Genomic DNA, 23,538 nt, shown 5'->3' with positions numbered 1-23,538 from the left:
CCCCCCTCCCCAATGGCAGACAGGTGGAGTAGCACGGGGCACACGCCATGCTCCCTCCCCCGACGCCCGTGGATGAGCCGCGGCGCTTGCAGGCCCTGCGCTCGCTGTGCCTCCTGGACACGCCCGCGCACGAGCGCTTCGACCGCATCGTGCGCGCCGCGTCCCACCTGTTCCGCGTGCCCATCGCGCTGGTGTCCCTGGTGGACGAGGACCGCCAGTGGTTCAAGGCCCGTCAGGGCCTGGACGCCCTCCAGACGCCGCGCGACGTGTCCTTCTGCGGCCACGCCATCCTGTCCTCGGGCAGCTTCGTCGTGCCGGACGCGCTGCTCGACCCGCGCTTCCACGACAACCCGCTCGTGGTGGGCGCCCCCTTCGTGCGCTTCTACGCCGGCCACCCCCTGCGCGCCGCCGACGGCAGCCGCGTGGGCACCCTGTGCCTCATCGACCACCAGCCGCGCGACTTCACCGACGCGGACCGGGGCGCGCTCGCGGACATGGCCGGCTGGGCGGAGGTGGAACTCAACGCCCTCAACGAGCGCGAGGCCCGCACGGCCCTGGAGCAGCAGGAGCGCTTCTTCGAAGTCTCCGTGGACATGCTCTGCATCGCCGCCATGGACGGCACCTTCCTGCGCCTGTCCCGGGCCTGGAGCCGCACGCTCGGCTTCACCGAGGAGGCGCTGTACTCCACCTCCCTCGTGGACCTCGCCCTGGAAGAGGACCGCGCCGCCACCGCCCTGAACCTGGCCCGCGCTCGCGAAGGCGCCCCCGTCCTCCAGTTCGAACACCGCGCCCGCTGCGCCGACGGCTCCTGGCGCTGGTTGCAGTGGAACGCCGTCCCGGACGCGGAAGAAGGCCTGCTCTACGCCGTGGCCCGCGACATCACCCAGGCGCGCGCCCTGGAAGAGGAGCGCCAGCGCGTGGAGCGGATGAAGAACGAATTCATCTCCACCGTGAGCCACGAGCTGCGCACGCCGCTCACCTCCATCCGCGGCTCGCTGGGCCTCTTGAGCGGCGGCATCGCCGGACCCCTGGGCGCTGAAGTCGCGCACATGGTGGGCATCGCCTACCGGAACAGCGAACGGCTGCTGCGCCTCATCAACGACATCCTCGACCTGGAGAAGATGGAGTCAGGCCGGTTGGATCTCTGCATGGCGGCCACGGAGGTCGCCCCGCTGCTCGCCCAGGCGCTCCAGGCCCACCAGGGCTACGCGGCCGAATACGGCGTGCACCTGGAAGTGAAGGTGGACGCCCCGGACGCCCGCGCCCGCGTGGACGAGGACCGCTTCAACCAGGTGCTCGCGAACCTCCTGTCCAACGCCATCAAGTTCTCCCCCCAGGGCGAACGCGTCACCCTCTCCCTCACCCGCGAGGACGGCACCTTGCGCGTGGAGGTGGCGGACCACGGCCCCGGCATCCCGGAGTCCTTCCAGCCCCGCGTCTTCCAGAAGTTCGCCCAGGCGGACGCGTCCGACACCCGCAAGCGTCCCGGCACCGGCCTGGGCCTGAGCATCGCCCACGGGCTGGTGGCCCGCATGGGCGGCACCCTGCGCTTCGTCACCCGCGCCGGCGAAGGCACCCGCTTCTCCTTCGACCTGCCCGAGTGCACCCCGACCCCGCCGGGACCCGGGGCCTGAAGCTTGGACAGGGCTTCGCTGAACCCTGAACATGGATCCAGTCACACCTCCTTGCGCGTAACGCCGATCCAACCCCGACCCCGAGGAGCACTTTCTCCCATGGCGACCATCCAGAAGGTCCTGCTCGTCGATGATGAAGACGACATCCGCACCATCGGCCAGTTGAGCCTCAGCCGCGTGGGCAAGTGGCAGACGGTGCTCGCCTCCTCCGGCGCGGAAGCCCTGGAGAAGGCGGCCACGGAGGTGCCCGACCTCATCCTGCTGGACGTGATGATGCCCGGCATGGACGGGCCCACCACCTTCGGCCGGCTGCGCGCCCAGGCCGCCACCGCGAACACGCCCATCATCTTCATGACCGCGAAGATTCAGAAGCAGGAGGTCGCGCGCTACCTGGAGCTGGGCGCGGTGGGCGTCATCGGCAAGCCGTTCGACCCCATGACGCTGCCGCAGGAAATCCGCAAACTGGTGCCCTGAATGGAACCTCGCCTGTCCAAACGCTCCGCCGCGCTGGCCGCGGGCGCCCTGGTGCTCCTGTGCACCCTGTTCATGCTGGGGCGTCCCGGCTCCACCGCCGAACACGACGCCTACCGCACCCAGTTGCGCCAGTTGCGCGTGGCCACCGCGGAGCTGGAACTGGACGTGCTGCGCCAGCGGGTGGGCATGCGGGAAGCGCACGGCTCCACCCGCGATGACTTCGACGCGCTGGAGGCCCGCGCCCGCATGCTGCGCGCCATGCCCGGCTTCCTGCCGGATGAAGGCATGCGCTCGCTGACCGCGTCCCTGGACGCCTACCTGCGCGTGCTCGAGGGTTCGCGCGTCCTGCTCACCACGGCCCGTGAGAAGGACGAACAGTTCGCGGCCCTGCGCGAGGCCTTCCCCAAGAGCGTCTTCGCCGCCGCCGCCACGCTGCCCCCGGGCGCGCTGCGCGACCAGGTGGAGACGCTGGGCGGGGACGTGCTCACCGCGTCCCGGCTGCATGGGAAGGACTTCGGCTCGCGGGTGGAGGCCTCGCTCGCGCGCCTGGACCAGGCCCGCCAGGGCCAGCGGTTGTCCACCGACGCCTTCGCCGCGCTGCATGTCCTGGTGACCCAGGCGCGGGAGCTGACGGTGCTGCTGCGCTCGGCGGACGCGTCCTTCCAGACGCTCCTGGACCACAGCGCCAGCAACGAGGCGGAACGCCTCATCACCACGTACCTCCAGCTCCAGGAGCAGTCCCAGTCCCGCGCCGAGCGCACGCGCATCGTCCTCTTCGGCGTGTCCTTCCTCCTGGTCCTCTACGTGCTCGTCGTCCTGGTGCGGCTGGCGCGGGCGTCCGCGGCGCTGGGAGAACTCAACCGGGGTCTGGAGGCGCGCGTGGCCGAGCGCACCCAGGCCCTGTCCGCCGCCAGCGCCGAGGCGCGGGCCAGCGATGCGCGCAAGGCCGCCATCCTGGAAGCATCCCCGGACGGCATCGTGGTGCTGGACGAAGCCGGCCGCGTGGTGGAGTTCAACCCCTCCGCGGAGGGCCACTTCCGGCTGACGTCCGCCCGGGCGGTGGGCGCGGACTTCCTGGCGCTCGCGCTGCCCGCGTCGCTGCCGGCGGCCCAGCGCGACAGCGTCCACGCCGCGCTCCAGAAGGACACCGGCCCGGCGGCGCGCGTGGAGTCCCCATGCCTTCGCGCCGACGGCGGCGTGTTCCCCGCGGAGCTCACCTTCGCGCGCGTGCACGGGGAAGGCCCGCCGCGCACCACCGTCTTCGTGCGCGACCTCACCGAGCGCAAGACCGTGGAGCGGATGAAGAACGAGTTCGTCTCCACCGTGAGCCACGAGCTGCGCACGCCGCTCACCTCCATCCGAGGCTCGCTGGGCCTGCTGGAGGGCGGCATCGTGGGGGACCTGCCCACGCAGGCGCTGGACATGGTGCGCATCGCGCGCACGAACACCGAACGGCTCATTCGCCTCATCAACGAAATCCTCGACCTGGAGAAGATGGAGTCCGGGATGCTGGAGTTGAAGCTCCAGCCCCAGACGGCGGAGGACCTGGTGGAGTCCACGCTCCTGGGCGTGCAGGGCATGGCGGACACCGCGCACGTCACGCTGCGCTCGGACGTGGAGGGCACGCCGCAGGTGAAGGGCGACCGCGACCGGCTCATCCAGGTGCTCACCAACCTGGTCTCCAACGCGGTGAAGTTCTCCCCGCAGGGGGGCTCCGTGGTGGTGGCCTCCAGCGTGGCGGCGGACGGCCGCGTGCGCTTCAGCGTCACCGACCAGGGCCCCGGCATCCCGGAGGAGAAGCTCTCCCGCCTCTTCGGCCGCTTCCAGCAACTGGACGCGTCCGACACCCGCTCCAAGGGCGGCACCGGCCTGGGACTGGCCATCTCGCAGGCCATCGTGGAGCAGCACGGCGGCCGCATCGAAGTGGTGAGCAGGCCCGGCCACGGCGCCACCTTCCACTTCAGCCTGGAGTCCCTGCGCGCCCCGGCCCCTTCTCCCGGCGCCGTGTCCCCGGTGCCCCGGGACGAGTCGCGCCACAACGTGCTCATCGTCACCGCGGACGCGGACCTGTCCGCGCTGCTCAGGGGCCTGTTGTCCCACGAGGGCTACCGGGTGGTGCGCGCCGCCACGCTCGCGGAGGCCGTGCAGGCGGTGGACACCGCGCTGCCGGACGCGCTGGTGGTGGACACGCAGATGCCGGATGGCCACGTGCTGGACTGGGTGCGCCGCCTGCGTGAGCTGCCGCGCACCCGCGAGCTGCCCGTGCTGGCGCTGTCCGGCCGCGCGACGGACGGCACCGCGGGCGTGGGCACGCCGCTGCTGGTGGACTGGCTGCCCCGACCGGTGGATGAGACCCGGTTGCTGAAGACACTGCGTTACGCCATGCGCCAGCCGGGCCAGGCGCGGGTGCTGGTGGTGGACGATGACGCCACCACGCGCCGGGTGCTGTGCGCGCAGTTCGAACGGCTGGGCGCGCTGTGCATCGAAGCGGCGGACGGGGAGAGCGCGGTGGCGCTCGCGCGCGACACGCCCCCGGACCTCATCGTGCTGGACGTGGGGCTGCCCCGCCTGGATGGCTTCGAGGTGGTGGACATCCTGCGCCAGGGCAAGGGCCGCGCGACCCCGCTCATCGTCTTCACCGGACGGGAGCTTTCGCGCACCGACCAACGCCAGCTCACGCTGGGCATCACGCGGCACCTGACGAAGGCCCGCTCCTCGGAAGAGGAGCTGGTGAACTCCGTGCGGGAGCTGCTCAACGGGTTGCTGGCCCGCCGGGATGTCGCGGCCACCGAACCCAGAAAGGCGCTGCCATGAGCACCGCGCGTCACCTCAACAAGACCCTCCTCTTCCTGGAGGACGACCGCGACCTCCAGACGCTGGTCTGCACCTTCCTGCGTGACAAGGGCTACCAGGTCACCCCCGCGCGCTCCGCCGCCGAAGCGCGCCAGGTGCTGGTGTCCCAGCCGGTGGACGCCGCCATCGTGGACGGCCTCCTGCCGGGCATGACGGGCGCGGACTTCATCCGCGAGCTGCGCCAGACGCGCCCCGGGCTGCCGGTGCTCTTCGCCTCCGCCTTCTGGAAGGACCTGAAGAGCCATGAGCTGCTCACGCGCCAGTTGGGCGTGGCGCGCGTGGTGCACAAGCCCTACCGGCCGGAGGAGCTGGCGGTGTGGTTGGAGCAGCTCTTCGCGCTGGCGGAGCCGCCGCCCCCGCCCCTGGAGGCGCTGGAGGAGGAGGAGCCCGAACCGGAGGACGCCTTCGCGGCGAGCCTCGCCCTGCTCAGCGCGGACTACGGCGCGAAGCTGCCGGAGCGCCTGGCCACGCTGAAGGCGCTGCTGGGCCGGGGCCGTGAGGGGGATGCCCCGGCGATGGAGGAGGCCTACAGCGTCGTGCACAAGCTGCACGGCACCGCGGGCAGCTACGGCTTCCGGGACGTGAGCATCACGGCGGGCAAGCTGGAGGACGTGTTGCAGCCCGTGAGGCACGGGGGCCCGCTGGACTGGGACGCGGTGGCCAGGGCCTTCCAGGCGCTGGAGGACGTGGTGGCCCTGCCGGTGGAGGTGGAGCCGGAGCCGGAGGTCGCGGAGCCCCCGTCCGCCATGGGCACGCTGCTGGTGGTGGACGAAGACCCGGCGCTGCTCGCGGACGCGAAGCGCATGGGCGAACAGGAGGGCGTGCGGGTGGTGACGGCGGCCTCGGCCGACGAGGCCTGCGCGGTGGCCCGGCGCCAGTGGGTGGACGGGGCGCTCCTGCACATGGGCGCGGAAGGCATCGCCACGGCGAACGCGCTGCGGGCGCTGGACGGTCACCAGTCGCTGCCCCTGGCCTTCTCCAGCTCCGGCGGCGGCTTGCAGGAGCGCGTGGTGGCGGCGCACGCGGGCGCGTCGCTGTTCCTGCCCCGGCCCTTCACGTTGCAGGACTTCGCCACCGCGGCGGAGCGGCTGGTGACGGCGCGGCGGCAGGAGCGAGCCCGCGTGATGGTGGTGGACGACGACCCGGAGGCGGTGCGCGCCCTCACCCAGGCGCTGGTGAGCGACGCGGTGGAGGTGGTGGGGCTGGAGAACGCGTACGGGCTGCTGGACGCGCTCGCGCAGCACCGCCCGGACCTGCTGCTGCTGGACGTGCAGATGCCCGGGCCCAGCGGCTTTGATTTGTGCCGCATCCTGCGCCTGACGCCGGAGTGGCAGGAGCTGCCCATCCTCCTGGTGACGGCGCAGGTGGGCCTGGAGTTCCGGCTGGCCGCGTTCCAGGCCGGCGCGGACGACTACCTGGCCAAGCCCGTGCTGCGCGAGGAGCTGCGCGCCCGCGTGCATGCGCGGCTGGAGCGGGCGCGGCTGTCGCGCGAGCGCACGGAGAAGGACGCGCTCACCGGCCTGATGCTGCGCCGCCCCTTCGTGGAGGCGGTGACCACCCGGCTGTCGGAGGCGCGCCGCGTGGACCGTCCGCTGGCGCTGTGCTTCCTGGACGTGGACCACTTCAAGAAGGTCAACGACGAGCACGGCCACCTCGCGGGCGACCGTGTGCTGATGCGGCTGGGACGCCTGCTGGGAGCGCGCTTCCGCCGCGAGGACCTGCGCGCCCGCTGGGGGGGCGAGGAGTTCGTCGTCGCGCTGCTGGGCGAGACGGCGGAGAACGCCCGCGAAATCCTCTCCCGCACGGCGGAGGAACTGGCGGGCATGTCCTTCGAGGGCGACGGGGGCGAACCCTTCCACGTCACCTTCAGCGCGGGGCTCGCGGTGGCGCCGCAGGACGGCACCACCCTGGAGGAGCTGCTGCGCGTCGCGGACTCCCGGCTGTACCGGGCCAAGTCCAACGGTCGCAACCGCATCGAGGTCTGAGGCTCAGGGCTCGTCGAACACCAACAGGCCGCGCGACAGGTCCACGACATACATGGACCCATCCCCCGGCACGCGCATGCCGATGGCGCCCTGGTAGAGGCTGTCGGTGCTGCGCGGGTGGAGCTCGTCGAAGGTGTCGAAGGACGCCACCTCCTGGGGATTCTCGGGGGTGGCCACGTCGAAGACGCGCACGCCCTCGTGGTACCAGGCGACGTAGAGCCGCGTGCCCTTGAGCACCATGTTGTGGATGGACGTCTCCGCCCGCATCTTCACCTGGGCGAGGAGGCGGATGCGCGCCGGGTCGGTGACATCCAGCACGCGCAGGTGCGCGCCGAACCGCTCGCCGCCCTCGAAGGCGATGGTGCGCTCGCCGAACGTCCCCACCGCGTTCGCGTGGCTGTACTGGCCGGGGAAGGAGTACGCACCCAGCACGGGCGTCACGGTGGGGCGGGCCACGTCCAGGATGACGTAGCCGGTGGTGCTGTGGTTGACGTAGAGGCGGTCCTGCCAGGCGAACGCGTCGTGCGGGTAGCTGGTCGCGTCCGTGCGCGGCACGGAGATGCGGCTCAGCAGTTGGGGGGCCAGCGGTGAGGCCACGTCGAACAGGAGCGTCTCGCCGTTGGGCGCGGGGGACATGGCGTACAGCCGGTCACCGTCCACGAACACGGTGTGCACGTTGATGGCGCCGCCGGGCAGCGCGCGCACGTACTGGGGCGCCGCCGGGTTGGAGATGTCGTAGACGATGACGCCGGAGTTGCCGCTGGCGATGTAGAGCGCGTCGCCCTTGGCCCAGACGCCGTTCCAGTAGCTGTCGTTGGGCAGGTTCAGCGTCGTGACGACGACCGGGTGCGCCTTGTCGGACACGTTGATGACGGTCAGGCCGCCCGCCTCCGTGCCTCGGGGAAGGGACACCACGTAGGCGTGGCCCTTCGTGACGTACACGTCCACCGGGTCGCCCTGCGTGACGGCGGTCTCGGAGACGAGGTGCAGGGATGGGGAGCGGACCGGCTCCTCGTTCCAGTTCATCCGCCGTGCGTCGAAGGTGCCGGAATAGTCCGGCACGCCGTCGGTGCAGCGCACGAAGCAGCCGGTGATGCGGCCCGGCTCCGGCACACGGCAGCCCGCGAGCGCATAGCGCTGCACGGCCTTCGTGGAGGTCGTGAACTCATTGGTGAGGAAGAAGCCCTGGGCATCCACCTGCTGGCGCACCAGGGGGCGGCCCAGCAGGGTGCCCCCGGTGCCCAGGCGGAACCCGGCGCCGAACGCGCTCTGGGAGGTGTAGCGCAGGATGGCGCGGTAGGTGCCGGAGGCAGGCACGGCCCCGATGGCCGCCATGTCACAGCGGGACAAGTCGAAGCTGCCCGGGTCCTCGCAGTTCGCGCGGGGCGATGCGTAATCCGGATCCGCGCACGGCACGTCGGGAGCGACGTCCACGTAATCGGTGCGCTCCACGTTCGTGCCCGCGTTGTTCGGAGTGCCCGCGTCTGGAACCTCGGGGTCGTCCTTGTGACAGCCGGACAGCGACACGGCGCAGGCGATCAGGCCGGTGCACAGCATGCGGGGCAGGGAGGTCATGGGAAGGGCGGCTCCAGAGGGCAAGAGGCTCGCCAGCGATCATGACGCAGCCGCCAGGGCCGGGCTAGAAGCCCTCGGATGCACCCACGCCGCCCTGACATCGACGAAGCCCTCACCGACCTGCGCACCCGCGTTCCCGGCGGGAAGATTGTCGACCACTGGAGCAGCGACCCTGCCTGGCCCACACCCGAGCAGCAGCGCCTGATGGACGCGTGGCGGGACAGCATGGCCCAGGCGCTGGAGCAGGCGCTGGCGCGGCCCGCCTTCGAACCCATCACCATTCCCGAAGCCCGGAGTCCCCCGGACTGGGAGTTCATCGTCGCGCACGCGCTGAAGCGGCACGGTGGGCCCGTCGCCGCGTTCCCCCAGTTCTCCACGACGCGTCAGAAGGACGGGGACACGTTCATCACGCTGGGCACGACCTCCGATGAACTCGTCATCTACCAGGGCCCGCTGGAACTGCACGGCCATGTCCACCTGAGGGGGACCGTGGTCGTCCTGGGAGACCTCATCATCCACGGCGCGTTGATGGATGGAGACCCGGCGGACTCGGGCCTCGTGGTCATTGGCAACGAGCGGGTCCGCGCGCTGTACACCGGCGCGGATCACCTCGTGGTGGGGAACCTCGAAGCGGACCTGATGATGCCGTCCGGTTCGGAGGGCTCGTGGGATGTCGGCGGAGAGGTGCGTGCCCGCATCCGGCTGGAGGACTCCGACCTCCAGGGCAAGGCGGGGGAGGAGCTGCGGCGTCGGCTGGAGCCCGTGCCCTCCGAGGACCTTCTCGAGGACGGCTGGAAGCTGTGCCTGGAGGTCGGGCGCGGCCGGCTCACGGTTCGCGAAGGATGAGCAGCCCTCGGTGCGTGTCCACCACGTAGACGTGCCCGTCGTCGGGGACGCGGATGCCGATGGCGCCCTCCAGGAGGCCCCCGATGCGGCCCGGCTCCGTCTCCCGGTAGGTGTTGAAGTACGCCACTTCCCGCGGCTTCGGCGGCACGGACACGTCCAGCACGCGCACGCCCTCCTGGTAGTACGCGATGTAGAGCTTCGTGCCCTTGAGGATCATGTTGTGGATGGAGAACTCGGGGCGCAGGCCGTACTCGCCAATGAGCCGCATGTTCGCCGGGTCGGTGACGTCCAGCACGCGCAGGTGCGAACCCTCGAACTCACCGCCCTCGAAGGCGATGGTGCGGCCCGCGAAGGTGCCCACCGCGCTCGCGTGGGCGTATGGGTTCTCGAAGGCGTACGAACCCAGTTCCTGGACGTGCTCCGCGTCTTTCACATCGAAGGCCACGTACCCCATCTCCGTGTAGCTGACGTAGAGGCGGTCCTGGTACGCGAAGGCATCATGGGGACCGCTGCCTCCCGCCTGGAGTGAGACCTTGTTGAGCAGCACGGGCGCCAGGGGTGAAGACACGTCGAACAGCAGCACCGCGTCGGTGGGCGTCGGGGCCATGGCGTAGAGCCTGTCGCCCTGGACGTGGACGGTGTGCACGTTGGTCGGCTCGCCGGGCAGGGCGCGCACGTACTGCGGATCCGCGGGGTTGGAGATGTCGTAGACGATGACGCCGGAGCTGGCACTGGCGATGTAGAGCGCATCGCCCTTGGCCCACACGCCGTTCCAGCCCGTGTCGTTCGGCAGTTGGATGACCTTCTTGAGCATGGGGTGCGCGCGGTCCGTCACGTCGAAGACCGCCATTCCTCCGTGCGCGGTGGGATTTCCGACGGCGACCACGTAGGCGTGGTCCTTCGCTACGTAGACATCCACGGCCATGCCCAGGGGGGCGGTGGCTTCGGAGACGAGGGTGAGTCCGGAGGACTCGGATTCACCCCGGGCCGGAAGGCCGGCGCGCGTCGCGGTGAACGTGCCCACGATGCCCACCTTGCCCTGGGAGCACTGCACGTAGCAGCCGTTGATGCGGTCGGGCGTGGGTCGGGTGCAGCCCGCGAAGACGAAGTCCCGGGCCGGGCTGAAGCGGGTGGCGGCGTAGGTGGTGGCGGCGACGAACTCGCCCGCGCCAACCGCCCGGTGCGTCAGGGCCCGGCCGGAGAGGGTGCCCGCAGAGCCGTCCAACGGAAGCCGCAGGTCGAAGGCGGAGAAGTTGTTCACGTAGCCGGTCGAGGGCCGCGCATCCATGGCGTAGAAGCCCACGGTGTCCACGCTGTCGAACGCGTCCGAGGGACACGAAGCGCGGTCGAAGAGGGACGCGTCATTGCAGGCGGCGACGGGAGCGCCCACGGGCAGGGAGAACGCGCAGTCGGAGTAGGGCCCCCGGTCCACGTGGTCGGTGCGCTCGGGCAGCGTCTCGGCGGTGCCGTCCCAGGGCGGCAGGTCGGTGCCCGCGTCGGACGTGCCCGCATCCGAATCCGGGCCCGCGTCGGATGTGCTGGTGCCCGCGTCTGGAGTGTCACCCGCGTCGGAGATACCGGTGCCCGCGTCGGAGTCGTCGCCCGCGTCGGACGTGCCGGCATCCACGGGGGCAGGGCCCGCGTCGTCCGGGGTGGGGGAGGACGACGAGCACCCGGTCAGGACCAGGGCGGTGGTGAACAGCAGCAGCCAGTGGGGCAGGCGGGACATGGGAAGCGGGCCTCTTCGCGGGAACCCGGAGCCCCACCAGGACGGCGGGGCCTCCAGGGACACGGCCCGATAACGTCCCGCTGGCTGGGAGTGCTGGAACTCCCCTCCATCCGGCAACCATCGGCCCCGCGCGCTCCGGCAACCCTTGCGCGCGGGTGCGGTGCCTCACAGCTCGTTGAAGATGAGCAGTCCGCGCGCCGTATCCACCAAGTACACGTACCCGTCGCCCGGGACGCGGATGCCGATGGCGCCTTCGAAGCCCCCGCTGCCCCGGCCGGGCTGGGTTTCGAGGAAGGTGTTGAAGTGCGCCACCTCCCGCGGCTTCGGCGGCACGGACACGTCCAGCACGCGCACGCCCTCCAGGTAGTACGCGATGTAGAGCTTCGTGCCCTTGAGGATCATGTTGTGGATGGAGAACTCGGGGCGCAGGCCGTATTCGCCGATGAGCCGCATGTTCGCGGGGTCGGTGACATCCAGCACGCGCAGGTGCGCGTTGATGCCCTCACCGCCCTCGAAGGCGATGGTGCGTCCCGCGAAGGTGCCCACCGCGCTCGCATGCGAGTACTGACCTTCGAAGACATACGTGCCCAGTTCCCGAACGTTCCCCGGGTCGCTCACGTCCAGGGCCATGTAGCCGGCGGCCGTGCTGTTGACGTAGAGGATGTCTCCGTAGGCGAAGGCGTCGTGCGGCCCTCCATACTCGAAGGGGGGCGGCACCCGGTTGAGCAGCACGGGGGAAAGCGGCGAGGCCACGTCGAACAAGAGCGTCTGGCCTCCGGGGTCGGACACCATGGCGTAGAGCCGGTCGCCCTGGACATGGACGGTGTGCACGGCGAGGGGCTCTCCGGGCACGGCGCGCACGTACTGCGGGTCGGCGGGGTTGGAGATGTCGTAGACGATGACGCCGGAGTTGGCGCTGGCGATGTAGAGCGCGTCGCCCTTCGCCCAGACGCCATTCCAGTAGCCGTCCCCGGGAAGCTGGATGCGCTTCGTGAGGACGGGCTGCGTCCGGTTCCTCACGTCGAAGACGGCCAGGCCCCCGGCCTCGCCCGCGTGCCCGAAGCCCACCACGTAGGCGTGGTCCTTCGTGACATAGACATCCGCCGGCTCCCCCATGGGAACGGATGCCTCGGAGAGGAGGGTGAGGCCGCCCGAGGACTCGGACTCACCGCGTCCCCAGGAGGGGCGCAGCGCGGTGAAGGTCCCCTTGCTGCGCACCTTCCCGTCGAGGCACTGGACGAAGCACCCGTTGACGCGTCGGGGCTCGGGCCGGGTGCAGCCCACGAACGTGTAGTGCCGGGCGGAGATGAAGGGAGGCCGCGCGGGGAAGGTGCTGCTGAAGATGAACGAGCCCGGTCCCACGGACTGGCGCGTCAGGGGCTGGTTGTTGAAGGTGCCCGGTGTCCCGTCGAACGGCAGCGTCAGCCCGTAACCGAAGGTGACGTACCCCGACGGATTCTGGCCGAGCAGATGGTGGATGCCCACGGACTCCAGCGTGTCGAACGCGCCCGCGGGACACGAGGAGCGGTCGAACAGGGACAGGTCGTTGCAGTCCGTGACGGGTGCGCCCGTCGGCAGCGTGTAGGCGCAGTCTGAATAGAGGGGCGGGTTCAGCAGGTCGCCCCGCTCGGGAATCGTCGCGGCGCCGCCGTCCCAGGGTTCGACCTCGGAGCCCGCATCGGAAGTCCCGCTCCCGGCGTCCCCGGTCCCCGCATCCGGGTCCCCCGCGTCGAAGGCTCCAGCATCGATGCCAGCATCGGCGGAGGTACCGGAGTCCACGGTCGTGCCGGAGTCCAACGGCGTGCCGGCGTCCGGAGCGGAGTCGGTGGAGCAGCCGGCCAGGGTCAGGCAGAGAGAGAGGCTCAAGAGCCAGCGAGGCATGCGGGGCATGGGACCTCTTCTTCGTGGCGCCACGGAAGCGACCACGCAGGGGCTATGCGGGGTCTCCCATTTTTCCTGGGAATCAGCGCGATTCCAAGCCGGCCCCCCGCCTGCGGGGCCGGTTAGGCTGCGCACGCCATGCCCATCACGCGTCTGGAAATCTCCGGCTACCGCTCCGTGCGCCAGCTCCACCTGGAACTGGGGCCGGTGAACGTGGTGGTGGGGCCCAACGGCAGCGGCAAGACGAACCTGTACCGCGCGCTGTACCTGCTGGCGGCGTCGGCGGAGGGCAGGCTCGCGCGCACCCTGGCGGAGGAGGGCGGCACGCCGAGCGTCATGTGGGCCGGACCGCGCGACCACAAGAAGCCGGTGCGGCTGAAGGTGTCGGTGGACCTGGACGACCTCGCGTACGAACTGCAATGCGGGCCCGTGCCGACAGGGCCTACGCCTCCTTTCACGGCCTTCCGGTTGGATCCGGAGGTGAAGGAAGAGCACCTGTGGGCCTACGCGGGCGGGCGGCGCGTGGTGTTGATGGAGCGCAAGGACCGCACGGCGTTCCTGCGTGACGCGGACGGCACGAAGGTGACGTTTCCCACGGAGCTGTGGAGCGCGGAGTCGGTGATGGATCAGTTGTCGGATCCGCACCGCTTCCCCCGGTTGATGGAGGTGCGGCGCACCCTGGCGTCGTGGCGCTTCTACCACCACTTCCGCACGGACCCGGACGCACCCCTGCGGCATCCCCAGGTGGGCGTGCGCACGCCGGTGCTCGCGCACGACGGGCGCGACCTGGCGGCGGCGCTCCAGACCATCCTGGAGGTGGGCGACGAGCCGGCGTTGGCGCAGGGCATCGACGACGCCTTCCCGGGCGCGCGTCTGGACGTCCAGGCGGTGGAAGGGCGCTTCAGCCTCTTCCTGCACATGCCCGGGCTGTCGCGCCCCATGGCGGCGACGGAGCTGTCGGACGGGACGTTGCGCTACCTGTGCCTGCTGGCGGCGCTGCTCAGTCCCCGGCCGCCCCCGTTCCTCGCGCTGAACGAACCGGAGACCAGCCTGCATCCGGAGCTGCTCAAGCCCCTGGGCCGGCTCATCGTGAACGCGGCGAAGCACAGCCAGGTCTGGGTGACGACGCACGCGGAGGAGCTGGCGAACACCGTCTCGAAGCACTCGGACGCCACGCCCGTGCATCTGGTGAAGGAGCAGGGCGCGACGACGGTGCGCAAGGCGCGCTTCCAGGAAGACGACGAGGAAGGTTCGTGACCCCCGGCCTCTACCTGACGCACAAGCCGGTGGGCGCCACCAGCTTCGCCACCGTGCGAGCCTTCCAGGAGGAGGCCCAGGTGACGCGCCCCCACCGGCGCACGGCGCTGGTGCACGGCGGCACGTTGGATCCGTTCGCGGAAGGGCTGCTGCTCATGCTGGTGGGCCCGGCCACGCACCTGTTCGAACTGCTGCACGCCGTGCCCAAGACCTACGTGGCCCGGGTGGAGTGGGGCACGGAGATGGACACCGGAGACCTGCACGGCCGCCCCGTGCACCAGGGCGACGCGAGCGCACTGACCCCGGCCCAACTGGACGCGGCGCTGGAGCCGTTCCTCGGCTGGACGGAACAGGTGCCCCCGGCCACCAGCGCGAAGAAGATCGACGGTGAGCCCGCCTACCGCAAGGCACACCGGGGAGAGGTCGTGGACCTGCCCCCCTCGCGCGTCTACCTGCACACCGCGCGCTGGCGCTCGCACGACCTGCCGCGCGCCAGCGTCCTGGAGCTCACCTGCCGAGGCGGCTACTACGTGCGCTCGCTGGCAAGGGACCTGGGGCGGGCGCTCGGCTGTGGAGCGCACCTCTCCGCGCTGAATCGCACGGCCATCGGCCCATGGAAGGACCCGGGCCCCGGCCACCGCGTGGAGCTGCACGGCCGCGACCTCCTGCCCTGGGCGCGTGGAAGGGACCTCACCGACCAGGACGTGGGAGCGCTGCGCCGGGACCAGTCCATCCCCCTGTCGCCGCTGAAGCCCCCGGAGTGGCGGCTGCCCCCGGGCTTCCCGGACCCCCAGGCCCCGGTGCGAGGCTTCCACCAGGGAAGGTTGACCTTCCTGCTCACCGAACGCGACGGCGCGCTGTGGTGCGAGACAGAGCTGCGAGGCGGCGTCTAGAAACCGCCGCATGGCACAACAGCCCGACCTCCAGACCGTCGAACTCACCCCGGAGCTGTGGCCCGCGCTGGAGCAGCTCTTCGGTAGGAACGGAGCCTGCGGAGGCTGTTGGTGCATGTTCTGGCGCATCCCCAAGGGCGAGCGCTACGCGGACGTGAAGGGCCCGGAGGCGAAGCGCCGCTTCAAGGCGCTCGTGGACGCGGGTGAAGCCAAGGGCGTCCTCGCCTTCGTGGACGGTGAACCGGTGGGCTGGGCCACGTACGGTCCCCGCCGCGCCTTCCCGAGCCTGGACCGGGCGCCCAGCCTGAAGTGCGACGACGCGGACGCCGTCGCCTCCGTGCCCTGCTTCTTCATCCACCGGAACTGGCGAGGCCAGGGCGTGGCCACGGCGCTGCTCGCCGCGGTGGAAGCCGCGCTGAGCCGCGAAGGCCCCACCACGCTGGAGGCCTATCCGGTGAAACCGCCAGCGGGTGGAGGGCGTATCTCCAACGGAAGCGCGTACACGGGCACGCTGCCCTTCTTCCTCAAGCGCGGTTACACGCTCGTCGCGGACCGTCCCGCCGGCAGGCAGCGCGTGCGCAAGCCGCTGAAGGCCGCTCCGCGAAAGCGCGCGCCGAAGGCCTGAGACACCTGGTGACCGGAATCACCACCCGAGGGGGTGGGGGGCTGGTGACTGTCACCACCATGGTGACTGGAGTCACCACCCTGCGGAGTGCGTGCGCACTGCGCAACCTCTTGGAATCACGGCACTTCACCCGGTGGGCAGGGATGGCACGACGCGCGCAATAGGTCCCGGCATGACTGCTTCCGACAAGGAAGCCGCTCCTACCGGAGATCAAAAATGACCACGCTCAAGAACGCTTCCACCGCCACCAAGACCGCCCTCTCGGGCCGTCCCGCCATCTCCAACGCGCAGCAGAACCGCCTGCTGGGGACGCCGGCGAAGCTGTCCGGCAAGGAGGCGGCGCTGCTCTCCTCCCTGAAGGAGATGAAGTCCCAGATGTCGGGCATGAAGGCGCAGATCGCGGAGCTGAAGTCGGGGCTGAACAAGGCCGACCAGTTCGACGCGGGCAAGAAGTTCGCGGTGCAGCCGCGCAACGACTGGATGCCCAAGGACGTGGGCGCGCTGGTGGAGCTGAACAAGCTGAACCAGACCTCGGGCCCCATCAGCGCGGAGCAGATGGCGGACACCATCGACCGCGCCACCGCGGACCTGGACGGCCAGGCCGCCACCTCCGAGTACCGCACCGTCGCGGACTGGGCCATGAACAACCGCGAGCGCCTCACGCCGGAGGCCAAGCAGGTGATGGACATCTACTCCAAGTACGCGGCGCTCTCCCAGGCGCGCGGCGAGTCCGGCATCCCGCAGGACGACTTCAAGAAGATGCTCGGTGAGATGCGCGACGTGGGTGACGCCAGCGCGAAGAAGGCGCTCGCGAACCTGGACCGCAAGGGCGGCACGGTGTCCGGCGAGGACATGGCCAAGGCCATCAAGACGGGCACGGCGGACCACGACGGCCAGGCCGCCGGCGCGGAGGCCAAGGAGTTCGAGAAGTGGGCCGCGAAGAACGAGAGCCGCCTGAGCCCGGAGGCGAAGGAAGTCCTCGACGTCTACCGCAAGCACACGAAGGCGGCGCAGGCCAAGGGCCAGACGGGCCTGACGGACAAGGAGTCCGCCGTCATGAACGCGGAGATGAAGAAGGCGGCGGCCGTGGACGTGAGCGCCCGCAAGGCGACGGAATCGCTGGACCAGAAGCCGGGCCCCATCTCCGGCCAGGACATGGCCAAGGCCATCCAGAAGGGCACGGCGGACCTGGACGGCCAGGCGGCCGGCGCGGAGCTGAAGGAGTTCGAGCGGTGGGCCGCGAAGAACGAGAGCAAGCTGAGCCCGGAGGCGAAGGAAGTGCTCGACGTCTACCGCAAGCACGCCAAGGCGGCGCAGGCCAAGGGCCACGAGGGCCTGAACACGAAGGAGACGATCGCCCTCAACGCGGAGATGAAGAAGGTGGGGGCCGGTGACGTGAGCGCCCGCAAGGCTACGGAGTCGCTCGACAAGGAGCAGGGCCCCATCTCCGGTGAGGACCTGACGAAGGCCATCCGCGAGGGCATCTCGGACACGGACGCGCACTCCACCACCTCCGAACTGAAGGAGTTCGAGAAGTGGGCCGCGAAGAACGAGAGCCGCCTGACGCCCGAGGCGAAGGAAGTGCTGAAGGCCTACCAGTCCGCCGCGAAGAAGGCCGGCCCGGACGGCATGACGCAGAAGGAGACCGACGCCATGTTCAAGACCATGGACGGCTTCAAGACCTTCCGCGACGACTCCATGCGCGCCGCGCTGGAGGGCCTGGACAGCAAGAGCGGGAAGATCAACGGCAAGGACCTGACGGCCGCCATCGAGAAGGGCGCCGCGGACCTGGACGGCCAGGCGGCGGGCCTGGAGTTCACCGACACGATGAAGTGGGCGCGCCAGAACTACGACCGCCTCACGCCGGACGCGAAGAAGGTCGTCGACACCTACGAGAAGTACGCCACCCGCGCGCAGGCCAAGGGCGGCACGGGCATCGACCAGAGCGACTTCAACAAGATGATCAAGGAGATGAAGTTCATCAGCACCCCGCTCCCGACCCGTCCGGTGTTCTTCGCGGCCTGAGCCACACCGAAGCACCGCTGAATCGGGGGGAACACAGCCACACGCATCCATGGAGTTCCCGCCGGAGGTGGTCCGGCGGTGAACCCAGAGGTGCCCCGGACCTTCGGGGGAGGGTCCGGGGCCCTTTTATTTTCAGGCCTTCGACTTCTTCATCTTGGCGATGGTGGCGTGCGCTTCCTTCACCACGTTCTCCACGGTGAAGCCGAACTTCTGCTGCAACGCCTTGATGGGCGCGGAAGCCCCGAAGCTGCGCATGCCGACGACGCTGCCAATGTGGCCCACCCAGCGCTCCCAGCCGAACGCGGCGCCCTTCTCCACCGCGACGCGAGCGGTGAGCGCCTCGGGCAGCACGCGCTCCTGGTACTCGGCGGGCTGCTGCTCGAACAGCTCCCACGAAGGCATGCTGACGACGCGGGCCTTCACGCCCTCGGCCTTGAGCTTCTCCGCGGCTTCAATCACCAGCGCGACCTCGGTGCCCGTGCCGATGAGGATGACGTCCGGCTTTCCGCCCTCCGCCTCCTGGAGGATGTAGGCGCCCTGGGAGAGCCCCGAAGCGGGAGCGAACTTCGTGCGGTCCAGCGTGGGCACCGGCTGCCGCGACAGCACGAGCACCACCGGGTGGTGCTGCTGCTGCGCGATGTAGCGCCAGGCCTCGGTGACCTCGTTGGCGTCGCCGGGGCGGATGACGATGTTGCCGGGGATGGCGCGCAGGGACACCAACTGCTCGACGGGCTGGTGCGTGGGGCCGTCCTCGCCCAGACCGATGGAGTCGTGGGTGAAGATGTGGATGGAGGGAATCTCCATCAGGGACGACAGGCGCATGGCGGGGCGCTCGTAGTCACTGAAGATGAGGAACGTGGCGCCGTACGCGCGCACCTTGCTCAGGTTGAGGCCGTTGACGATGGAGCCCATCGCGTGTTCCCGCACGCCGAAGTGGATGTTGCGGCCCGCGTACTCGCCCGGCTTCATGGACGTGGAGGCGGACAGGTACGTCTTCGTGGACGGGTTCAGGTCGGCGGAGCCGCCCACCAGCCACGGGTAGTTCTTCGCCAGCGCATTGAGCACCTTGCCGCCCGACTCACGGGTGGCCATGCCCTTCGCGTCCGCGGGGAACACGGGCAGCTCCTTGTCCCAGCCATCCGGCAGCTCGCGCTTGAGCATGCGGTCCAGCTCGTGCGCGAGCTCCGGGTGCTGCGCGCGGTAGCCGGCCAGCGACTTCTCCCAGGCCTCGCGAAGCTGCTTGCCGCGAGCCCCCATGCGCTCCTGGAAGCGCTCCTTCACGCCATCGGGGACCAGGAACTGCGCATCCTCGGGCCAGCCGTAGAAGCGCTTGGTGCCCTTGATCTCCTCGGCGCCCAGGGGCTCGCCGTGGGCGCTGGCCAGGCCCTGCTTCTTGGGCGCGCCGTAGCCGATGTGCGAGTTGACGACGATGAGGGTGGGCTTGCCGCGCTGTTCCTTGAAGGTGCTGTAGGCCTTGCCCAGCGCGTCCAGGTCGTTGGCGTCGGTGACCTGGAGGACGCGCCAGCCGTAGCCCTCGAAGCGGCGGCCCACGTCCTCGGTGAACGCGAGGTCGGTGCTGCCGTCGATGGAGATGTGATTGCTGTCGTAGATCCAGCACAGGTTGGGCAACTGGAGGTGGCCGGCGAGCGAGGCGGCCTCGGACGCGACGCCCTCCATCATGTCGCCGTCGCCGCAGATGGCGTAGACGTCATGGGTGAACAGCTCGAAGCCGGGCTTGTTGAAGTGGCCCGCGAGCCACCGGCTGGCGATGGCCATGCCCACGCTGTTGGCGACGCCCTGGCCCAGGGGGCCGGTGGTGGTCTCCACGCCGGTGGTCCAGTGGTACTCGGGGTGGCCGGGCGTGGCGGAGTCCAACTGGCGGAACTTCTTGATGTCCTCCAGGGACACGGCGGGCACGTCCGTCACGCGCTCCTGCTTGTCCATGCGCTTGATGCCGGACAGGTGCAGCAGGCTGTAGAGCAGCATGGACGCGTGGCCGTTGGAGAGGATGAAGCGGTCGCGGTCCGGCCACTGGGGCTGGGCCGGGTCGTACCGCAGCTCCTGCTGCCAGAGCTGGTAGGCCACCGGAGCCAGCGCCATGGGCGCGCCCGGGTGACCCGAGTGGGCCTGCTCCACCGCGTCGATGGACAGGGTGCGAATGGTGTTGATTGCCTGGGTATCGATCTTCTCGGTCGTCATGCGGTCTCCCCACGCCGGCTGCGTCGTGGGCGCACCATGCCGTAACCGGGGACGCCGCGCCGCACGAAACAGGCCCGTCCCGGCTTGCCCACAACGGGGCATGCCGGGAGGTCGACCACGGGACACTGGAAACGTGGGAAATGCTGGGGGGACCTACCGCCGGGTCGCCGCCCCACGCGGCGTCTTCCCACGCGTCAGGTGGCTCACCGCCTCACCCAATCCCTCCACGGTGAGGGAGAACATGGGGAACACATTGGCGAGCATCGCGATGGTGCCCGTGCGCCACGACCCGCGAGGCTCCGGGTTGAGCCACACGTTGCGCTCGAAGTGCTGCGCCAACTGCATCATCCACGTCATGCCCTCCAGGCCTTCCTGGCGGTACTGACCATTGGCATCCGTGCGGATGCCCAGCTCATACGGGGCCATGGACGCATCGCCCACCATCACCAGCTTGTGGTGTCGGCCCACCTGCGCGGTGAGCTCCGGAACGGTGAGGCCGCCGGTGAGCTGGGGCGTGGCGTAGAGCTTCCCGTAGACGCAGTTGTGGAAGTAGTAGGTGCGCAGTTCCTTGAAGTGCGAAGCCTGACTGGCCACGCTGAACAACCGGCTCACCAGGTGCGCGTACGGGTCCATGGACCCGCCCACGTCCATGCACAGCACCACGCGGGTGTTCGGCCGGCGCGGAGGACGCGTCACCACCTCCAGCTCGCCCGCGTTCTTCGCGGTGGCGGAGATGCTCTCGTCGATGTCCAGCTCCTCCAGGGCGCCCTCGCGCACGAAGGCCCGCAGCTTGCGAAGCGCCACGGCCATCTGCCGCGTGTCGAGCACCACGTCGTCGCGATAGCCCGCGTACTTGCGAGCCCCGGCCTGCCACAGCGCCTGGCCCTGCCGTCCGCCAGTGCCGCCAATGCGCACGCCCTGGCGCGCCATGCCGTTGTTGCCAAACGCGGACGCGCCGCCGGTGCCCACCCAGCGGTTGCCGCCGTCGTGGCGCTCGGTCTGCTCCTTGAGGCGCTGCTCCAATTGCTTGCGCAACTCCTCCGGGTCCCACTGCTCCAGCAGGGCCATCTCTTCAGGGCTCAGGTCGCGGCGCTCCCTGGCCTCCTCCAGCCAGGACAGCAACTCCTCGGTGAGCTTGAGCGCATCGGACGCCACGCCCTGGAAGTGGGAAAGGAACGCCTGGTCGAACGCATCCAACTGCGTCTCCGAGTGCACCAGGAGCGCGCGAGCCACGTGGTAGAAGCCATCCAGGCTGCTGTCATGCAGTCCGGCCTTCAGCGCCCCGGCGAGGGCGAGCGCCTCCTGGGCGCCCACCTTCACCCCGCGCTTTCGCAGCTCGTAGAAGAACGGCAGGAACATGGCCTGAATCCTCCCCGTGCTACGCGCGAGTCTTTCGGCCGCCCCTGAACGCCTCGGCCACCGCCACCAGGTCCTGCTCCTTCTTGAGCAGCGCGCCCAGGAACGGAAGCTGTTCATCCAGCTTCAATTCCATCACGCCGTTGGCCTTGAGCACGGAGATCCAGTCGATGAGCTCGCTGGTGGAGGGGCGCTTGCGCAGACGGGTCATCGCGCGCAGCTCGTAGAAGACCTTGAGCGCCTGCTCGGCCAGCGACGCCTCCAGCCCCGGATGATGCACATCCACGATGCGCTGCATGAGGTCGCGCTCCGGGAAGTCGATGAAGTGGAACACGCACCGGCGCAGGAACGCGTCGGGCAGCTCCTTCTCGTTGTTGCTGGTGATGAGCACCACGGGGCGGTTCTTCGCCACGACCTCGTCCTGGGTCTCGGAGATGCGGAATCGCATCCGGTCCAGCTCGTGGAGCAGGTCGTTGGGGAACTCCAGGTCGGCCTTGTCCACCTCGTCGATGAGCAGCACCACGCGCTCGGGCGAGGCGAACGCCTCACCCAGTGGCCCCAGGCGGATGTATCGCCGGATGTCACGCACGTCCCCGTCGCCGAAGCGCGAGTCATACAGGCGCTGCACGGTGTCGTAGACATACAGGCCGTCCTGGGCGCGCGTGGTGCTCTTCACGTGCCAGGTAAGCAGCTTCAATCCCAGTCCCTGGGCAATCGCTTCCGCGAGGAGCGTCTTGCCGGTGCCGGGCTCGCCCTTGACCAGGAGGGGGCGCTGAAGCGTGAGGGCGCAGTTGACGGCGGCCTGCAGGCCCTCGCTCGTGAGGTAGGAGTCGGTGCCTCGGAAGCGGACGGGAGTGGGGGAAACCGGAGTCATGACGGGTTCCTTTAACATCTTGGACGATGTTTCCATCCCGCCCCGGGCGGTTGGGTGTATATCCTGCCCCACATGGCCCCACTTTCTCTTGAGAACGAACTCCGCGACTTGGTCCGACGTGAGTTGCAACTGCAACTCGCTCCCGTTCAGAAGGCCGTGGCCCGTATGGCCAAGGGTCTGGAGGCGTTGGATGTGCTTCGCGAGGTGACGCGCCGTCTGGCGCCGCTGTCCAGCCGTCTGGGCGCCGTGGCGGGTGTTCGCACGCCCACGCTCGCACCGGAGCCGCCCGCCCGTCGCAAGCCGGGTCGTCCGCCGTCCGCGAAGACCGTCGCCGCGAAGGCAGCACTCGCGAAGGCCGCGCTCGTGAAGGCTCCTGCCGCGAAGGCCGCGCCCGCCGCGAAGGCTCCTGCCGCGAAGGCCGCGCCCGCCGCGAAGGCTCCTGCCGCGAAGGCCGCCGTCCTCACGAAGGCGCCCGCCACCAGGGGTCCGGGGCGTCCGCCCGCGCGTGCTCCCGCGGCGGAAGACAACCAGGCGTGCGCGGTCATCGGGTGCAAGCGTCAGAGCCGCTCCAAGGGCTACTGCTCGGCGCACTACCAGAAGCTGCGCCTGCTCATCCGCACGGGCCGTCGTCCGGAGTCGTGGGTGGACGGTGCCCGCTCGCAGTCGGTGCAGGACGTGAAGCTGCCGCGCGGTCGCGCGGGCAGCCAGGCGCTGAAGGAAGTGGCGAAGCCGGCCGCTCCTGTCGCGGCGCCGCCCAAGCCGAAGGCCTGGGTGCGCAAGAAGGGCTCGGGCGGTGGCATGGTGTCGTTGAACTGACGGGAGACGTCGTCTCCCGGGCATGTTCCGTGGTGGGTCGTCCCAGGCGACCCGCCATGCGTGCGACATGCGCCGCTTCCATCGTTGACAGCGGCCGGCCCGTGGTGTGAATCCGGGCCGCATGAGCGAGCAATATCCAGTCACCGTCGCGGTCCGTCGCCCCGACGGTCAGGTGGAGCAGGTCCGGGTGGGCACGGCGTACAGGAACGGCGAAGGCTTCACGCTGCAACTGGGCGAACTGTCCATGAGCGCCACGCCCGTCGCGGCGGCCCCGGCCGCCCGTCGCGCCGCGCCCGCAGCGGGTGCGCCCGCCGGTGGTGGCGACGGCATGACCCTTCCCAACTACGGCCGCAGCAAGGGCGCGCCCGTTTACGGCGCCAGCCTCCAGGACCTGGAGTTCTACGCCAACGGCGCCCGTCGCTCGCTGGCCGACCCCAGCAAGTCCCGCTGGCACGACAAGGAGAAGCAGCTCCTCGCGTCCATCGAAGCGGAGATGGCCCGGCAGCGCGGTGAGGG

The 23,538-nt window shown here is 70.1% G+C and carries 17 protein-coding genes; 11 read left to right on the top strand and 6 right to left on the bottom strand.

The features are described from left to right. Positions 1–47 precede the first annotated feature (47 nt). The 4 genes from D7V88_RS45200 (at position 48) to D7V88_RS20480 (ending at position 6,946) form a co-directional block, all read left to right on the top strand. Complete coding sequence (locus D7V88_RS45200) at positions 48–1,634, top strand: GAF domain-containing sensor histidine kinase (RefSeq protein WP_120542339.1); 1,587 nt, start codon at positions 48–50, stop codon at positions 1,632–1,634. Between the two features lie 99 nt (positions 1,635–1,733). Continuing rightward, positions 1,734–2,108 carry a response regulator gene (locus tag D7V88_RS20490; protein ID WP_120534942.1) on the top strand — a complete coding sequence of 125 codons (375 nt, stop codon included), beginning with the start codon at positions 1,734–1,736 and terminating at the stop codon, positions 2,106–2,108. Continuing rightward, positions 2,109–4,922 carry an ATP-binding protein gene (locus D7V88_RS20485; protein ID WP_120542338.1) on the top strand — a complete coding sequence of 938 codons (2,814 nt, stop codon included), beginning with the start codon at positions 2,109–2,111 and terminating at the stop codon, positions 4,920–4,922. Beyond that, positions 4,919–6,946 carry a response regulator gene (locus D7V88_RS20480; protein ID WP_120542337.1) on the top strand — a complete coding sequence of 676 codons (2,028 nt, stop codon included), beginning with the start codon at positions 4,919–4,921 and terminating at the stop codon, positions 6,944–6,946. The genes D7V88_RS20485 and D7V88_RS20480 overlap by 4 nt, the downstream gene beginning before the upstream one ends. Before the next feature lie 3 nt (positions 6,947–6,949). Here D7V88_RS20480 and D7V88_RS20475 read toward each other — a convergent pair whose 3' ends face one another. Then, positions 6,950–8,521 (bottom strand): LVIVD repeat-containing protein, encoded by a 1,572-nt coding sequence (locus tag D7V88_RS20475; RefSeq protein ID WP_120542336.1) that lies wholly within the window; start codon positions 8,519–8,521, stop codon positions 6,950–6,952. 78 nt (positions 8,522–8,599) lie between these two features. Here D7V88_RS20475 and D7V88_RS20470 point away from each other — a divergent pair, with 78 nt between their 5' ends. Beyond that, the gene (locus D7V88_RS20470; protein WP_120542335.1) at positions 8,600–9,367 is read left to right on the top strand and encodes a hypothetical protein; all 768 of its coding nucleotides are present in this window, start codon (positions 8,600–8,602) and stop codon (positions 9,365–9,367) included. On the opposite strand, the gene D7V88_RS20465 is transcribed toward D7V88_RS20470, so the two are convergent. Together D7V88_RS20465 and D7V88_RS20460 are read right to left on the bottom strand one after the other, a co-directional pair. Beyond that, positions 9,348–11,096 carry an LVIVD repeat-containing protein gene (locus D7V88_RS20465; RefSeq protein WP_120542334.1) on the bottom strand — a complete coding sequence of 583 codons (1,749 nt, stop codon included), beginning with the start codon at positions 11,094–11,096 and terminating at the stop codon, positions 9,348–9,350. The two genes, D7V88_RS20470 and D7V88_RS20465, sit on opposite strands and share 20 nt — an antisense overlap. 165 nt (positions 11,097–11,261) lie before the next feature. Next, positions 11,262–12,986: an LVIVD repeat-containing protein gene (locus D7V88_RS20460; protein ID WP_120542333.1), complete on the bottom strand. Its 1,725-nt coding sequence runs from the start codon at positions 12,984–12,986 to the stop codon at positions 11,262–11,264. Positions 12,987–13,115: 129 nt separating this feature from the next. Between D7V88_RS20460 and D7V88_RS20455 the strand changes: the two genes are divergently transcribed. The 4 genes from D7V88_RS20455 to D7V88_RS43860 all read left to right on the top strand — a co-directional run bounded on the left by D7V88_RS20455 (position 13,116) and on the right by D7V88_RS43860 (position 17,777). After that, positions 13,116–14,234 (top strand): AAA family ATPase, encoded by a 1,119-nt coding sequence (locus D7V88_RS20455; RefSeq protein WP_120542332.1) that lies wholly within the window; start codon positions 13,116–13,118, stop codon positions 14,232–14,234. After that, on the top strand, positions 14,231–15,127 hold the full coding sequence (gene truB / locus D7V88_RS20450) for a tRNA pseudouridine(55) synthase TruB (RefSeq protein ID WP_120542331.1): 897 nt from the start codon (positions 14,231–14,233) through the stop codon (positions 15,125–15,127). The genes D7V88_RS20455 and truB overlap by 4 nt, the downstream gene beginning before the upstream one ends. Before the next feature lie 10 nt (positions 15,128–15,137). Further along, the gene (locus tag D7V88_RS20445) at positions 15,138–15,752 is read left to right on the top strand and encodes a GNAT family N-acetyltransferase (RefSeq protein WP_120542330.1); all 615 of its coding nucleotides are present in this window, start codon (positions 15,138–15,140) and stop codon (positions 15,750–15,752) included. Between the two features lie 216 nt (positions 15,753–15,968). Continuing rightward, the gene (locus D7V88_RS43860) at positions 15,969–17,777 is read left to right on the top strand and encodes a hypothetical protein (protein WP_208726382.1); all 1,809 of its coding nucleotides are present in this window, start codon (positions 15,969–15,971) and stop codon (positions 17,775–17,777) included. Between the two features lie 132 nt (positions 17,778–17,909). On the opposite strand, the gene tkt is transcribed toward D7V88_RS43860, so the two are convergent. The 3 genes from tkt to D7V88_RS20425 all read right to left on the bottom strand — a co-directional run bounded on the left by tkt (position 17,910) and on the right by D7V88_RS20425 (position 22,206). Further along, on the bottom strand, positions 17,910–19,976 hold the full coding sequence (gene tkt, locus D7V88_RS20435; protein WP_120542329.1) for a transketolase: 2,067 nt from the start codon (positions 19,974–19,976) through the stop codon (positions 17,910–17,912). A 153-nt stretch (positions 19,977–20,129) separates the two neighbouring features. Continuing rightward, positions 20,130–21,335 carry a vWA domain-containing protein gene (locus tag D7V88_RS20430; protein WP_120542328.1) on the bottom strand — a complete coding sequence of 402 codons (1,206 nt, stop codon included), beginning with the start codon at positions 21,333–21,335 and terminating at the stop codon, positions 20,130–20,132. Between the two features lie 19 nt (positions 21,336–21,354). Continuing rightward, positions 21,355–22,206, bottom strand: a complete 852-nt coding sequence (locus D7V88_RS20425) for an AAA family ATPase (protein ID WP_244238275.1) — start codon at positions 22,204–22,206, stop codon at positions 21,355–21,357. A gap of 165 nt (positions 22,207–22,371) precedes the next feature. On the opposite strand from D7V88_RS20425, the gene D7V88_RS20420 reads away from it, so the two are divergent. After that, the gene (locus D7V88_RS20420; protein WP_341870696.1) at positions 22,372–23,022 is read left to right on the top strand and encodes a vegetative protein; all 651 of its coding nucleotides are present in this window, start codon (positions 22,372–22,374) and stop codon (positions 23,020–23,022) included. Positions 23,023–23,143: 121 nt separating this feature from the next. Further along, positions 23,144–23,538: hypothetical protein (locus tag D7V88_RS20415; protein ID WP_120542325.1), on the top strand; the 395-nt coding region annotated here is incomplete at its 3' end.

Origin of the sequence: Corallococcus terminator (assembly GCF_003611635.1) — a bacterium.
GTDB classification, from domain to species: Bacteria; Myxococcota; Myxococcia; order Myxococcales; family Myxococcaceae; genus Corallococcus; species Corallococcus terminator.
The sequence above is the reverse complement of the archived record's forward strand: the minus strand, read 5'-3'. Positions and strand labels throughout refer to the sequence as shown.